13 protein-coding genes are annotated in these 13,969 nt (G+C 69.5%); 4 read left to right on the forward strand and 9 right to left on the reverse strand.

The genetic code is table 11. The features are described 5' to 3' along the window. On the forward strand, positions 1–1,475 hold a 1,475-nt coding region (ptsP, locus tag ACK5IN_RS10015), incomplete at its 5' end, for a phosphoenolpyruvate--protein phosphotransferase (RefSeq protein ID WP_416896043.1). 149 nt (positions 1,476–1,624) lie between these two features. Here ptsP and ACK5IN_RS10020 read toward each other — a convergent pair. The 9 genes from ACK5IN_RS10020 to ACK5IN_RS10060 all read right to left on the reverse strand — a co-directional run bounded on the left by ACK5IN_RS10020 (position 1,625) and on the right by ACK5IN_RS10060 (position 12,108). Then, positions 1,625–2,554 (reverse strand): hypothetical protein, encoded by a 930-nt coding sequence (locus ACK5IN_RS10020; RefSeq protein ID WP_416896044.1) that lies wholly within the window; start codon positions 2,552–2,554, stop codon positions 1,625–1,627. Positions 2,555–2,667: 113 nt separating this feature from the next. Continuing rightward, positions 2,668–3,783 carry an adenosine deaminase gene (locus ACK5IN_RS10025; RefSeq protein WP_416896045.1) on the reverse strand — a complete coding sequence of 372 codons (1,116 nt, stop codon included), beginning with the start codon at positions 3,781–3,783 and terminating at the stop codon, positions 2,668–2,670. Between the two features lie 31 nt (positions 3,784–3,814). Continuing rightward, on the reverse strand, positions 3,815–5,104 hold the full coding sequence (locus ACK5IN_RS10030; protein ID WP_416896046.1) for a thymidine phosphorylase: 1,290 nt from the start codon (positions 5,102–5,104) through the stop codon (positions 3,815–3,817). Continuing rightward, on the reverse strand, positions 5,101–5,517 hold the full coding sequence (locus ACK5IN_RS10035; protein ID WP_416896047.1) for a cytidine deaminase: 417 nt from the start codon (positions 5,515–5,517) through the stop codon (positions 5,101–5,103). Before ACK5IN_RS10035 ends, ACK5IN_RS10030 begins: the two co-directional genes overlap by 4 nt. 16 nt (positions 5,518–5,533) lie before the next feature. After that, positions 5,534–6,820 (reverse strand): ABC transporter permease, encoded by a 1,287-nt coding sequence (locus ACK5IN_RS10040; RefSeq protein ID WP_416896048.1) that lies wholly within the window; start codon positions 6,818–6,820, stop codon positions 5,534–5,536. Further along, positions 6,817–8,124 (reverse strand): ABC transporter permease, encoded by a 1,308-nt coding sequence (locus ACK5IN_RS10045; RefSeq protein ID WP_416896049.1) that lies wholly within the window; start codon positions 8,122–8,124, stop codon positions 6,817–6,819. The genes ACK5IN_RS10040 and ACK5IN_RS10045 overlap by 4 nt, the downstream gene beginning before the upstream one ends. Then, positions 8,121–9,635: an ABC transporter ATP-binding protein gene (locus tag ACK5IN_RS10050; RefSeq protein ID WP_416896050.1), complete on the reverse strand. Its 1,515-nt coding sequence runs from the start codon at positions 9,633–9,635 to the stop codon at positions 8,121–8,123. Before ACK5IN_RS10050 ends, ACK5IN_RS10045 begins: the two co-directional genes overlap by 4 nt. A 112-nt stretch (positions 9,636–9,747) precedes the next feature. After that, positions 9,748–10,860 carry a BMP family lipoprotein gene (locus tag ACK5IN_RS10055; protein WP_416896051.1) on the reverse strand — a complete coding sequence of 371 codons (1,113 nt, stop codon included), beginning with the start codon at positions 10,858–10,860 and terminating at the stop codon, positions 9,748–9,750. 132 nt (positions 10,861–10,992) lie between these two features. Then, the gene (locus ACK5IN_RS10060; RefSeq protein WP_416896052.1) at positions 10,993–12,108 is read right to left on the reverse strand and encodes a mannose-1-phosphate guanylyltransferase; all 1,116 of its coding nucleotides are present in this window, start codon (positions 12,106–12,108) and stop codon (positions 10,993–10,995) included. A 94-nt stretch (positions 12,109–12,202) separates the two neighbouring features. Here ACK5IN_RS10060 and sdhC point away from each other — a divergent pair, with 94 nt between their 5' ends. The 3 genes from sdhC to ACK5IN_RS10075 form a co-directional block, all read left to right on the forward strand. Then, positions 12,203–12,628: a succinate dehydrogenase, cytochrome b556 subunit gene (gene sdhC / locus ACK5IN_RS10065; protein WP_416896053.1), complete on the forward strand. Its 426-nt coding sequence runs from the start codon at positions 12,203–12,205 to the stop codon at positions 12,626–12,628. Beyond that, a complete protein-coding gene (locus ACK5IN_RS10070) occupies positions 12,628–13,098 on the forward strand; it encodes a succinate dehydrogenase hydrophobic membrane anchor subunit (protein ID WP_416896054.1) in 471 nt (156 codons plus the stop codon). Before sdhC ends, ACK5IN_RS10070 begins: the two co-directional genes overlap by 1 nt. Before the next feature lie 37 nt (positions 13,099–13,135). Further along, the coding region (locus ACK5IN_RS10075; protein WP_416896055.1) for an FAD-binding protein at positions 13,136–13,969 on the forward strand (834 nt) is incomplete at its 3' end.

The following is a 13,969-nucleotide window of genomic DNA, read 5'->3' on the forward strand; positions in this document are numbered from 1 at the left end:
GAGCGGCCCGCGAGGTGCTCGAAGCGCAAGCCATGATGGCGGAGGACCCGACTCTGGACGGCGAGATCGCTGCGCGCATCGAAGCGGGCAAGACCGGTGTGGTCGCCGTCTTCGACGCCGTCGCGCGTTTCCGCGACACCCTCGCGGCGATGGGCGGCTCCCGCGGCGAGCGCGCCGCCGAACTCGACTCCGTCGCCCAGCGGGTCCTCGCGCGCCTGCGCGGACTGCCCGCTCCCGGCGTGCCGAACCCGGGCCACCCCTTCGTTCTTGTCGCGAAGGACCTCGCTCCCGCCGACACTGCCCTGCTGGACCTCGACACGGTGCTGGCCCTGGTGACCAGCGAGGGCGGACCCACGTCGCACACCGCGATTCTCGCGCGCGAGAAGTCGATCGTCGCGGTGGTCGGGGCGGCCGAGGCTGCCGGTCTCACCGACGGCGAGACGGTGATCGTGGATGCCGCGCAGGGCACTGTGACGACCGATCCGACCGTCGACGAGCTGACACAGGCGCGACAGCGGGCCGAGGCGCGCGCGGCGGCGGCATCCGCCCCGATCACCCCGGGCGCCCTGGCTGACGGCACCGCCGTGCCGCTGCTGGCCAACCTCGGCAAACCCGGCGGTGCGCAGGAAGCGGTGGACCTGGGCGCTGAGGGCGTGGGCCTGTTCCGCACCGAATTCCTGTTCCTGTCCGCCGCCGCGGCCCCCACCGTCGACGAGCAGCGCGCCGCGTACAGGGAGCTGCTGCAGGCCTTCCCGGGCAAGAAGGTCGTCGTGCGGGCGCTGGATGCCGGGGCCGACAAACCCCTCGCCTTCCTCAATGACGCGCAGGAAGAGAACCCGGCACTGGGTCTGCGGGGGTTGCGTGCGCTGCGCGCGAGCGAGGACATTCTGCGCGACCAGCTCACCGCGCTGGCCGAGGCCGACGCCGCCACCGACGCCGACCTGTGGGTCATGGCACCGATGGTGTCGAACGTGGAAGAGACCGAGTACTTCGTGACCCTCGCCCGCGAGCACGGGATCAAGACCGCCGGTGTCATGGTCGAGGTTCCGTCGTCGGCGCTGATGGCCGACCGGGTGCTCGCCGTCGCCGACTTCGCCTCGATAGGCACGAACGATCTGACGCAGTACACGATGGCCGCCGACCGCCTGCTCGGATCGGTGGCCTCGTTCCAGGATCCGTGGCACCCGGCGGTGCTCAAGCTCGTCAAGGCCACCGCCGACGGCGGCACTCGCAACGGCAAACCCGTCGGGATCTGCGGCGAAGCCGCCGCGGACCCGCTGCTCGCGGTCGTGCTCGTGGGCCTGGGCGCCACCAGTTTGTCGATGGCCCCCACCGCCCTCGCCGACGTGCGAGCCACCCTGCTGCTCCACAGCCTCGACGATGCCCACCGCATCGCCGAAGCTGCCCTTGCCGCGGACGACGCAGCATCCGCCCGCGCTGCGGCTCAGTCTGCGGCGACGCCGGAGGACCACTGACGCACCGCTGACCCGTGATGCGTGACAGAACCGGCGACGTGCGGCGGGACCGCTGACACGCAGCCCCGCCGCACGTGGCCGGATCGAGGTACGAGCCGTCTCCAACGAGACCACGCGCGGTGCGCCGCCCGTCGGCGCGACCGCGACAGTCAGTCGGTGAGCAGCCGCTCGTACTCTGCGGCCAGTTCGGCGTCGCGCGCAGTCGCGCCGACGATCCGAGCGGACAGGTCGGTGCGGACCGCCGCGATGCCCGCACGCAGTTCCTGCACCCGCGCGACCGCGCTGCGGATACGGTCGCGTACCGCGAGGTCGGCGAAGAAACTGTCGAACCACACATCGAAGGCGTGCACCAGGCCATCGAGCTGAAGGTCTCCGATCGCCGCGATTCCCACATCGGCGAGCTCGGCGCCGAGTTCGGCGAGCGCACGGTCGGCCTTTCGGATCAGCTCCGCGGCCTTGTCCATGTGGCCGCGCTTGACCAGGTCGGCCACGAGGCCGCCGCCGAAGAACGTGTCGTAGGTCGCCCACCCGTCGGCGCTGTCCAGCCGGGCTGCGGCCTCAGCGAGCACGCTTTGTGCATGGCCGGCGGCGCCGAGCGCCTGTTGCAGTTCGACCAGCTCGGCCTGCACACGCCCGCGCTGCTCCAGCATCTCGTCCAGTCTCGGTGGTGCGGCATCCCCCGCGCGCACCTCCGCCGCGCGCGCCTCCAGTGCTGCGGCGTGGCGGGCGTCGAGGTCCCCGAGTCGATCGTGCTGCGCCGTCAGCGATGCGAGGTGTCGCTCCTCGGCATCGAAAAGAGCTCGCGCCTGCGCGAGCGTGTACCGCGCGGCATCAGCTTCGGCCCGCTCGCGCTGCAGGTCGTCGTGCTCGGTTCCCCGCAGCGTTGCCCACACCTTCGTCAGCGAAAACGATTCCAGCCGAGCCACATCGCGTTCTTCGGAGGCCAGCGCCGCCTCCGCCGCAGCGACTCGCTGTCGCACCGCCTCGCGCCGGCCCGCGACAGCCTCGATCTGGCGGACGAGGCCGTCGCGCTGCGCACGCTCGCGTGCCGAGTTCCGCAGGGTTTCGCGCGTGTCCATGAGCCGACCATAGCCGCCCCGCATCGCGCGCCGCCGTGGCGGCACGCCCCTCGGCGCCCCGATGCGCCGGCGCGGGCCGCGCCGCGGCCAGCGGTCACCGGTAAGGCCAGCGGTCAGCGGGCGAAGCCGTCTGCGATGATCTCGATGAGCTCCTCGCGGTCCTCCACCGAGAGGAAGGCCCCTGCCGCGGCATTGAGCTGGAACGCTTCGAGGTCGTCGAGGGTGTATTCGAAGGTGTCGGCCAGCAACGCGAGTTCGCGAGTGAGCGAGGTGCGGCTCATGGTGCGGTTGTCGACGTTGACCGTCACCGAGAACCCCAGCTGATACAGCAGATCGAAGGGATGGTCGGCGAGCTCCTCGCCCCACGCCGCGATCGCGCCGGTCTGCAGGTTCGACGACGGCGACAGCTCGAGCGGGATCTCGCGGTCGCGCACCCACCGCGACAGGTCGCCGAGCCGCACCTGCACCTCGTCGCCCGATCGGGTGACCACCTCGAGGTCTTCGGCCAGGCGCACGCCGTGCCCGAGGCGCAGCGCGCGCCCGTCGAGTAGCGCCGAGCGGATCGAGTCGACCCCCGCCGCCTCACCGGCGTGCACCGTCACGGGGAAGAACTGCGACGCCAGGTAGTCGAACGCCTCGCGGTGCCGTGCCGGCAGGAACCCGTCCTCGGGCCCCGCGATGTCGAACCCCGACGCCCCGCGCCCGCGGAACGCGACGGCCAGCTTCGCGATCTCGAGCGACCGATCAGTGTGGCGCATCGCGGTGATCAACTGCCCGACCCGGATGCTGCGGCCCGACCGCTCGACCGCAGCCTCGCCCTCGTCGAGGCCGGCCTGCACGGCCTCGACGGTCTCTTCCAGCGACAGTCCGCCGGTCAGATGCTGCTCGGGCGCCCAGCGCGCCTCGCCGTACACCACGCCGTCCTCGGCGAGGTCTTCGACGAACTCCCGCGCGATGCGGCGCAGTCCGTCGGCGGTCTGCATCACCGCGATCGACAGGTCGAAGGTCTTCAGGTACTCGACGAGCGAGCCCGAGTCCGACTTCTCGGCGAACCAGTCGGCCAGCGAGGCCGCATCCGCCGCCGGCAGGTCGATCCCCGTCTCGCGGCCCAGCTCCAGCACGGTCGCCGGGCGCACGCCGCCGTCGAGGTGGTCGTGCAGCGACACCTTGGGCAGGCTGCGTAGCGAGACGCCCTGCACTGTCATATCGCCGGATGCGTCGATGGGCATGGCAAGGATCCTTTCGCTGGATGTCTGGGGCTCACGCCGTGATGCGTTCGGCGACGACCGGGGCGGGAGTGGATGCCGCGTCTCCGACCTCCCACGCACCGTCCAGCGCGTCGAGGGCGCGGTCGAAGCGTGCGGCATCGTCGGCGAGCAGGGTGAACACGGGCTGCCCGGCATCCACTCTGTCACCGGGCTTGACGTGCAGGTCGATGCCGGCCGCGTGCACGACCCGGTCTTGTGCACGGGCCCGCCCGGCGCCCAGGCGCCAGGCAGCCACGCCGAACGGAAACGCGTCCATCCGGGTGACGACACCCGCCCGCGAGGCCGTGACCGACAGCGTCTCGCGCGGCGCGGGCAGCGCGGCATCCGGGTCGCCGTCCTGCGCGCGGATCATCGCACGCCAGACGTCCATCGCCCGGCCGTCCTGCAGCGCCGCCTCGACGTCGACGTCGGGCTGCCCCACGAGCGCGAGCATCTCACGGGCGAGCGCCACCGTGAGCTCGACGACGTCGGCGGGGCCGCCGCCGGCGAGCACCTCGACCGATTCACGCACCTCGTTGGCGTTGCCGATCGCCAAGCCCAGCGGCGTGCTCATCTGCGTGAGCAGCGCGGTGGTGGCGACCCCCGAGTCGGTGCCCAGCGCCACCATCGTGCGGGCGAGCTCGCGGGCGCGGTCGATGTCTTTCATGAAGGCGCCCGAGCCGAACTTCACGTCGAGCACGAGGGCGCCGGTGCCCTCGGCGATCTTCTTCGACATGATGCTCGAGGCGATGAGGGGGATCGCCTCGACCGTGCCGGTGACATCCCGCAGCGCGTACAGCTTCTTGTCGGCGGGAGCCAGGCCCGTGCCCGCCGCGCAGATCACCGCGCCGACGTCACGCAGCTGCGCGAGCATCTCGTCGTTGCTGAGCGCCGCCCGCCACCCGGGGATCGCCTCGAGCTTGTCGAGCGTGCCGCCGGTGTGCCCGAGTCCCCGGCCCGACAGCTGCGGCACCGCGACGCCGAACGCGGCCACCAGCGGCGCGAGCGGCAGGGTGATCTTGTCGCCCACGCCGCCCGTGGAGTGCTTGTCGACCGTCGGCACTGCGAGGCTCGCGAAGCTCATGCGCTCACCCGACGCGATCATCGCGTCGGTGAGCACGCGCACCTCGTCACGGGACATGCCGTTGAGCAGCACAGCCATCGCGAACGCCGACATCTGCGCGTCCGAGACGTAGCCGCGCGTGTAGGCATCGACGAGCCAGCGCAGCTCGGACTCGGGAAGGGCATGCCGGTCGCGCTTGGCGCGGATGACGTCAACGGCGTCGAACGGCTCGACCGTCATTGAACGGCCTCCGTCCCACCGTGCGCCTGCAGGTCTCGCGGCCCGAAGGCATCCGGCAGCACCTCGTCGATGGTGCGGATGCCCGACACCGTCTCGAGCAGCATGCCGGGCACGGCGAACTCGTACAGCAGCTGCCGGCAGCGCCCGCACGGCATGATGGTCTCGCCATCGCCGTTGACGCACACGAACGCGACGAGCCGCCCGCCGCCGCTCATGTTCAACTCCGAGACGAGCCCGCACTCGGCGCACAGCCCGACGCCGTACGACGCGTTCTCGACGTTGCAGCCCTGCACGACGCGGCCGTCGGTCACGAGCGCCGCCGCGCCCACCTTGTAGCGCGAGTACGGGGCGTACGCCCGCTGCATCGCCTCGGTGGCGGCGGCGCGCAGGTCGTCCCAGTCGATGTCGGTCACATCCGGCCTTTCGTCGTCAGCCCTTGATGTACGGTTTGCCGTCGGCCGCGGGTGCACGGATGTGGCCGGCGAACCCGGCGACGGCGAGCACCGTGACGACGTACGGCAGCATGAGCATGAACTCGCTGGGGATCGGCGTGCCCAGCACGGTCAACAGGTTCTGCAGGTTGGTGGCGAACCCGAACAGCAGTGCGGCGAGAGCGGCCCGGATCGGATCCCAGCGCCCGAAGATCACAGCGGCCAGGGCGATGAAGCCGAGCCCGGCGGTCATCTCCTTGCTGAACTGCGGCACCGACACGAGCGTGAAGTACGCGCCGCCGATTCCGGCGATGGCACCGGCCAGCGAGACGTTCCAGAAGCGCGTCGAGTTGACGTTGATGCCCACCGTGTCGGCAGCCTGCGGGTGCTCGCCGACCGAGCGCACGCGCAGACCCCAGCGGGTGCGGTACAGCGCCCAGGCGACCGCCGCGACGGTGAGGAACATGAGATACACGATGAAGGTCTGGTTGAACAGCACCGGACCGATGATCGGGATCTCGCTGAGCAGCGGGATCTTGACCGTGGTGAAGCGCTCGGGGCGGTTCAGCACCTCCTCGTTCGGCACGAGCAGCGCACCGTAGAGGAAGCCGGTGAGTCCCGTCACGAGCACGTTCAGCACGACGCCGACGATGACCTGGTCGACGAGGTACTTTATCGCGAACGCGGCCAGCACGAACGCGACCAGCACACCGCCGACCATCGCACCGATCAGACCCACGAACGGGTTGCCGGTCATGCTCGACAGCAGCGCAGCCGAGAAGGCGCCCAGCAGCAGCTGGCCCTCGATGGCGACGTTGACGACGCCCGCGCGCTCACCGATGACACCGCCCAGCGCACCGAACACGAGCGGCACCGACAGCGACACCGCCCCGAACAGCAGGCTCGCCATCGGCACGAGACCACCGGCCGACGACCAGACGAGGAAGGCGAAGACCGCGACGATGCCGAACACGATCGTGATCCACAGCGCTGGAGTGCGGTACGACCACGCGTCCCACAGCGCCCAGAGCGTGAGCACCGCGAGGAAGGCAACGAGGATCCAGCTCGTCGGCCCGGTCGGCACCGACACATCGGGGAGGGCGACGAAGGTGACGCCCTCGCTGATCCGGAAGGTGGAGGTACCGTCGCGCGGCACGGTGAGGAACAACACCGCCAGCAGGACCGTGACGATCGCGAGCGAGATCGGAACCTTGAACCGGCGACGCCTGACGGTGTCGAGGTGCAGCGTGCCGTCGGCCTCGAGGGCGTGTGCCGGAGAGCTCATGCCGACACCGCCTTCCGTGCGGCCTTGGCTTTTGCCTTGGCGGCCTTCTCGGCATCGGTCTTGGGCAGGAAGAACACGGCGCGTAGCAGCGGCGGCGCCGCGATGAACAACACGATCAGCGACTGGACGACCAGCACGATGTCGACGGGGATGCCCTGCGCCTGCATGGTTCCGGAGCCGGCCTTGAGTGCGCCGAAGAGGATGCCCGCGGCGAACGTACCCCAGGCGCGGCTGCGCCCGAGCAGCGCGACCGTGATCGCATCGAAACCGAGGCCGGCATCGATGTTGGCGGCGAATCCCGTCGTCACCGCCCCCTGGATCTGGTTCATCGCGGCGAGGCCTGCGAGGCCGCCCGCGAACAGCATCGCGTAGGTGTAGATGCGGCCGACGTTGATCCCGGCGGCGCGGGCGGCGTTGGGGTTCTCCCCCACCGCGCGCAGGCGCATGCCGAGGCTCGATCGCTCCACCAGCCACCACACGAACACGGTGGCGAGGATGACGACGACGAAGCCCCAGTCGAGCTGCGGGAACCTCGGGCCGAGCAGTTCGGGGAACTGGGCGGTCTCGGGTGTGGCCGACGAGATCGGCTGATTGGTGCCCGGACGCTGCAGCAGGCCGGGGGTGCGCAGCATCCACAGCAGCAGGTAGTACGCGATGTAGTTGAGCATGATCGTCAGGATCACCTCGTGCGCACCCGTCTTCGCCTTCAGCAGGCCGACGATGCCGCCCCAGATCGCACCGCCGGCGATGCCGGCGATGAGCGTGATGGGCAGGTGCAGCCACAGCGGCAGGTCGAGGCTGAACGCGAACAGTCCCGCGAAGATCGCCCCGACGAGCATCTGCCCGCGCGCGCCGATGTTGAACAGCCCGGTGCGGAACGCCAGTGCCACGCCGAGGCTGGCGGCGATGAGCGGTGCGGCGAAGCCGAGCGAGTTCGTCAGCGGGCGGATCTGCGTGGCGAAGTCGTCACCCCGGGCGTTGAAGATCGACCCGCGCACCAGCGCCTCATAGCCGTTGTAGACCGACTGCCAGATCGCGACGAGCGTATCCCCGGGCCGCGAGAAGAAGTACCCTGAGGCTGCCTGCACGGCAGGGTTGGTCACGGCGATGAGGATGCCGCCGACGATCAGCGCCAGCACGATCGCGAGGATCGTGGTCACGGCGTTGCCGCGCAGTATCTCGCGCATGATCTGGTTGGACCGCGGCGGGGCGGGCGGCTCCTCGCCCGTCAGCGGTCCTGAGACGTGCGGCAACTGCTGGTCGGGCTGCAGTTCCCCGCCCGCGCCGGATGTCGCGCCGCTCATGCGGCCTCCTCGGGTTCGGTTGCCCCGGCCATCATCAGGCCGAGGGTGTCGCGCGGTGTGTCGTCGGGAACGATGCCGACGATGCGCCCGCGGTACATCACCGCGATGCGGTCGGCGAGAGCTGTCACCTCGTCGAGCTCGGTGGACACGACGATGACCGGGATGCCGGCGTCCCGGGTCTCGATGATGCGCCTGTGGATGAACTCGATCGAGCCGACGTCGACGCCGCGCGTCGGCTGCGCCGCCACCAGCAGACGCAGCTCGCGACTCATCTCGCGGGCGATGACGACTTTCTGCTGGTTGCCGCCGGACAGCGTTCCGGCCGGCACGTCCGGACCCTGTGCGCGGATGTCGAACTCCTCGATGCGCTCCCGCGCGAACGTGTCGAGCGCGCCGCGGCGGATGGTGCCGACCCGCACGAAGTCCGGGTCGGAGGTACGGTCGAGGATGAGATTCTCGGCGACCGTGAACCCGGCGACCAGTCCGTCCTCCGTGCGGTCCTCCGGGACGAAGCCGACGCCGGCATCGAGGATGCCGCGCACGCTCTTGCCGACCAGCTCGATCCCGTCGAGCTGGATAGAGCCGGTGACCTGCGGAGCGAGCCCCACGAGCGCTTCCACCAGCTCGGTCTGCCCGTTGCCCTGCACCCCGGCGACGACGAGCACCTCTCCGGGCCTCACCTCGAAGTCGACGGCGTCGACCGCGACGGCGCCCGCCCCGGTCACCACGCGCAGATCGCGCACTGCGAGCCCGCCCTCGCCGACCTTCGAGTGCGACTTCTGCACGGTCAGCTCAACCGCACGGCCGACCATGAGCGACGCCAGCTCGGCGTTGGTCGCCGTGGGCTCGGCCTCTCCGACGACCTTGCCGAGGCGGATGACCGTGATGCGGTCGGCCACCTCGCGCACCTCGCGCAGCTTGTGGGTGATGAAAACGATCGACGTGCCCTCGTCGCGCAGCTGCCGCATGATGCCCATCAGCTCGTCGGTCTCCTGCGGGGTGAGCACCGCGGTCGGCTCGTCGAAGACCAGCACCTTCGCATCGCGCGACAGCGCCTTGATGATCTCGACGCGCTGCTGCACGCCCACAGGAAGATCGCCCACGATGGCGTCCGGATCGATCTGAAAGCCGAAGCGGGCGGCGACCTCGCGCACGTGCGCACGTGCCGACTGCAGGTCGAGCCGGCCGAGGCCCGTGGTCTTCTCGTGGCCGAGCATGACGTTCTCGGCGACCGTGAAGACGGGCACGAGCATGAAGTGCTGGTGCACCATGCCGATGCCGGCGGCCATGGCGTCGCCGGGGCCGCGGAAGTGCTGGACCTCGTCGTCCAGGAGGATCTCGCCCTCGTCGGCCTGATACAGGCCGTAGAGCACGTTCATCAGCGTCGACTTTCCGGCGCCGTTCTCCCCGAGCAGCGCGTGGATCTCGCCCGACTCCACGGTGAGGTCGATGTGGTCGTTCGCGACGAGGCTGCCGAATCGTTTCGTGATGCCACGGAGCTCGAGCTTCATAGTGTGCACCCTATCCATCCTGTCCACTCACCGGGAGGGGACCGCTGCATTCTGGACAGAACCGGGGGCAAGCCGCGACATGCGCGACTCGCCCCCGGTTGTGTGCGGTGGACTACGGTGAGTTCGGCGACTCGACCGTGATCGTTCCGTCGATGATCTGCTGCTGCAGCGCCGCGAGCTCATCGAGCAGGCCATCGGGCAGCTCGGCCTCGAACTCGTGGAAGCTCGACAGTTTCACACCCTCGTTCTCCAGCGTGCCCACGTACGGCGCCGGGTCGAAGTCGCCCCCGGCTGCGGCCACCGTCGCGTCGAAGACGGCGACGTCGATCGCCTTCATGATCGACACGAGCGTGATGTCGGCCACCGACGAGTCGGCGGCGGCCAGGTCGGAGTCCACGCCCATCATGAGCGTGTCGTCGCCGCTGTCGGCGATCGCCGCGGCGGCGCTCAGGTAGATCGGGCCACCGACGGGCAGGATCACGTCGACACCCTGGTCGAGCACGCCCTGCGCCGTCTGCTTCGCGGTGTCGTTCGCGGCGAAGCCGCCGGTGAAGGCACCCTGCTGCGAAGCGACATCCCAGCCGAAGACCTCGACCGCGCCGCTCTTGTCCTCGTTGAACTTGTCGACGCCGAGCGCGAAGCCGTCCATGAACACGGCGACCGACGGGATCTGCATGCCGCCCAAGGTGCCGACCTTGTTCACACCCGCCTGCGCCGACCAGGCCGCGGCCGCGTAGCCGCCCAGGTAGGCGGCCTGCGCCGTGTCGAACACGAGCGGCTTGACGTTCGGCGCGTCGACCGTGCCGTCGAAGTCGTTGTCGGCCCAGTCGTCGATGATCGCGTAGTCGACATCGGGGTTGGCGAGCGCCGACTCGACCGTGGCGGCCGAGAGCAGGAAGCCGACCGAGACGATGAGGTCGCAGCCTTCCGAGACGGCGGTCTCCATGTTGCGCGCGTAGTCGTTCTCGGAGGCCGACTCGAGCTCGATGGGCGTCACACCCAGTTCGGCTGCGGCACGGTCCATACCCTCCTTGGCCGACTGGTTGAACGACTTGTCGTTCCAGCCGCCCTCGTCGGAGACGAGGCAGGGAAGGAAGTCGAGCGCCTCTTCGGGGGCATCGGACGTCGGGTCGGTCGTGGGTGCGGAACCGCAACCCGCGAGCGCAACGATCATGCCCGCAGCGGCGGTGAGGCCGAGGAGCTTCTTGGTGGTAGTGATGGTCAACTCACGCCTCCACGTCAAGGGACCCCGCGGACTTCGCGGGTGGCTGAATGAAAGTTACCTACTGTCACGCCGCAAGCGCAGCGCCGAGGCGCCCTCGGCGCCGAAAGGTTACAAAGACGCAACCAACCACGGTCACAGCACGTCGCCGCGACCGGTCAGCTTCAACGCGTCGACGACGCCCTTGACCCGCTGGGCATGCTCGCTCGTGGTGACCAGCAGCGCGTCGTCGGTGTCGACGATCACGATGTCCTTCACCCCGACGACGCTGATCACGCGATGCGTCTGGCTGACCAGGATGCCACTGGCCGTGTCGGCGAGCACCCGGGCGTGCTCGCCGAGGATCGCGAGGTGCTCGCTGCGGCCGCCCGAGTTGAGCTTGGCCAGACTCGCGAAGTCGCCCACGTCGTCCCAGTCGAAATGCCCCGGCACCACGGCGAGGCGCCCGCGGGCGGCGGCGGGCTCGGCCACCGAGTAGTCGATCGCGATCTTGCGCAGCGTCGGCCACACCCGATCGACGACCGGACCGCGTCGATCACGGTCATCCCACGCCTCGGCCAGATCCATGAGCCCGGCGTACAGGCTCGGCTCGTTCTCGGCGATCTCGCCGAGCAGCACGTCGGCGCGCGCGATGAACATGCCCGCGTTCCACAGGTACGAGCGGTCGGCGTAGTACTCGCGCGCCGTGTCGAGATCGGGCTTCTCTACGAAGCTCTGCACGAGCGTCGCCTCGGGCGCGCCGTCGACGTCGAGCTCGTCGCCCTTCTGGATGTAGCCGAAGCCGACCGACGGCTCGGAGGGCTGGATGCCGATCGTGCACACGTACCCGTCACGGGCGACGGCCACGGCCTGCTGCACCGCGAACTCGAACGTGCGGGTGCCGCGGATGACGTGATCGGCGGCGAACGATCCGATCACGACATCGGGCTCGCGATGCGACAGGATCGCCGCCGCCAGGCCGATCGCCGCCGTGGACTCGCGCGGCTCGGACTCGAGGAAGACATTGCGATCCGGGATGCCGGGCAGCTCTTTCTCCACGGCGGCGCGATGTGCACGCCCCGTCACCACGGCGATGCGGTCGCGTCCGGCGAGCGGCTCGAGGCGGTCCCACGTGTCGCGCAGCAGCGTCCGCCCGGAGCCGGTCAGATCGTGCAGGAACTTGGGCGCATCGGCCCGGGACAGCGGCCACAGCCGACTGCCGATGCCTCCCGCGGGGATGACGGCGTAGAAGTCCTCGATAGGCTCGGCCATGCAGCCAGAGTAACCGGTAAGGATTGCCTAATCGCCGGGTCGCGTCGCGACGGGAATAGGATGGCTGCAGCGTTCGAGACCAGGGAGGGCGGCCGTGTCTGTACCAGCACGCGTCACACCGTCGGTGTCGGATACCACGTCCAAGACCCCCCGCGGCACTCTGTACCGCGGTCACGAGGGCATGTGGTCGTGGATCCTGCATCGCATCACCGGAGTGGGGATCTTCTTCTTCCTGCTCGTGCACATCCTCGACACCGCACTCATCCGCGTGTCCCCCGAGGCCTACAATGCGGTGATCGGCACCTATAAGAACCCGATCATGGCGCTCGGCGAGGTCGTGCTGGTCGCGGCGATCGCGTACCACGCATACAACGGGCTGCGCATCATCCTCGTCGACTTCTGGCCGTGGGCCACCCGCCATCAGCGACAGCTGTGGTGGGGCGTGATCGGCCTGTGGGCCGTGACGATGCTGGGCTTCACGCCGCGGCATCTCATGCTCGCGTTCGGAGGTGGGCTCTGATGACCCTTCGACAGGCTCCGGGAGCAGACATCGCTGCCCCCCGCGCACCGCACGCGACGCACCGCGCGGGCCCCAACCTCGAGAAGTGGGGCTGGATCTACATGCGCATCTCGGGTGTGCTGCTGATCATCCTGATCTTCGGCCACCTGTTCGTGAACCTCATGGTGGGCGAAGGCATCCACGGCGTCGACTTCGCCTTCGTCGCCGGCAAGTACGCCACCCCGTTCTGGCAGTGGTGGGACGTGCTCATGCTGTGGCTCGCCCTCATCCACGGTGCGAACGGCATGCGCACCCTGGTCAACGACTACGTCAGCGGGCCGCGCCTGCGCAGCGTGCTCATCTGGGCACTGGGCCTGTCGGCCGCGCTGCTGATCGTGCTCGGCACGCTCGTGGTCTTCACCTTCGACCCGTGCCTGGGCTTCACCGCCGAAAGCGGCGACGTTCTGCAGCAGCTGTGCGCAGACCGATGACCCGCCGGACGACGCACAAGACAGAGGCATCCCACACGTGAGCACACAGAGCACCCCCGCGCAGACCGTCGTCAAGGACGGCGTCCACTACCACCAGTTCGACATCGTCATCGTCGGCGCCGGCGGCGCCGGCATGCGCGCCGCCATCGAGGCAGGGCCGGGAGCGAACACCGCGGTCATCTCGAAGCTGTACCCCACCCGTTCGCACACCGGTGCGGCGCAGGGCGGCATGGCGGCGGCCCTGGCCAACGTCGAAGAAGACTCATGGGAGTGGCACACCTTCGACACCGTCAAGGGCGGCGACTACCTCGTCGACCAGGACGCCGCCGAGATCCTCGCCAAAGAGGCGATCGACGCGGTCATCGACCTCGAGAACATGGGGCTGCCGTTCAACCGCACGCCCGAGGGCAAGATCGACCAGCGGCGCTTCGGCGGGCACACCGCCGACCACGGCAAGACGCCCGTGCGCCGTGCCTGCTACGCGGCCGACCGCACCGGCCACATGATCCTGCAGACGCTGTTCCAGAACTGCGTCAAGCTCGGCATCAACTTCTTCAACGAGTTCTACGTGCTCGACCTGATCACCGTCGCCGACGATGACGGCAAGCCGAACGGCATCGCCGGAGTGGTCGCCTACGACCTTGCCACCGGCGAATTGCACGTGTTCCGCTCGAAGGCGGTGATCTTCGCCACCGGCGGGTTCGGCAAGATCTTCAAGACCACCTCCAACGCCCACACCCTGACCGGGGATGGCGTCGGCATCATCTGGCGCAAGAAGCTGCCGCTGGAAGACATGGAGTTCTTCCAGTTCCACCCCACCGGCCTTGCCGGTCTCGGCATTCTGCTGACTGAGGGTGCGCGTGGCGAGGGC

Origin of the sequence: Microbacterium sp., from assembly GCF_047971895.1 — a bacterium.
Classification (GTDB): domain Bacteria; phylum Actinomycetota; class Actinomycetes; order Actinomycetales; family Microbacteriaceae; genus Microbacterium.

Excerpts from the sequence above, each read along its gene's own strand:
- ACK5IN_RS10020 (WP_416896044.1), bottom strand. The coding sequence starts at position 2,554 with ATGGACACGCGCGAAACCCTGCGGAACTCGGCACGCGAGCGTGCGCAG.
- ACK5IN_RS10025 (WP_416896045.1), bottom strand. The coding sequence starts at position 3,783 with ATGCCCATCGACGCATCCGGCGATATGACAGTGCAGGGCGTCTCGCTA.
- ACK5IN_RS10030 (WP_416896046.1), bottom strand. The coding sequence starts at position 5,104 with ATGACGGTCGAGCCGTTCGACGCCGTTGACGTCATCCGCGCCAAGCGC.
- ACK5IN_RS10040 (WP_416896048.1), bottom strand. The coding sequence starts at position 6,820 with ATGAGCTCTCCGGCACACGCCCTCGAGGCCGACGGCACGCTGCACCTC.
- ACK5IN_RS10045 (WP_416896049.1), bottom strand. The coding sequence starts at position 8,124 with ATGAGCGGCGCGACATCCGGCGCGGGCGGGGAACTGCAGCCCGACCAG.
- ACK5IN_RS10050 (WP_416896050.1), bottom strand. The coding sequence starts at position 9,635 with ATGAAGCTCGAGCTCCGTGGCATCACGAAACGATTCGGCAGCCTCGTC.
- ACK5IN_RS10060 (WP_416896052.1), bottom strand. The coding sequence starts at position 12,108 with ATGGCCGAGCCTATCGAGGACTTCTACGCCGTCATCCCCGCGGGAGGC.
- ACK5IN_RS10070 (WP_416896054.1), top strand. The coding sequence starts at position 12,628 with ATGACCCTTCGACAGGCTCCGGGAGCAGACATCGCTGCCCCCCGCGCA.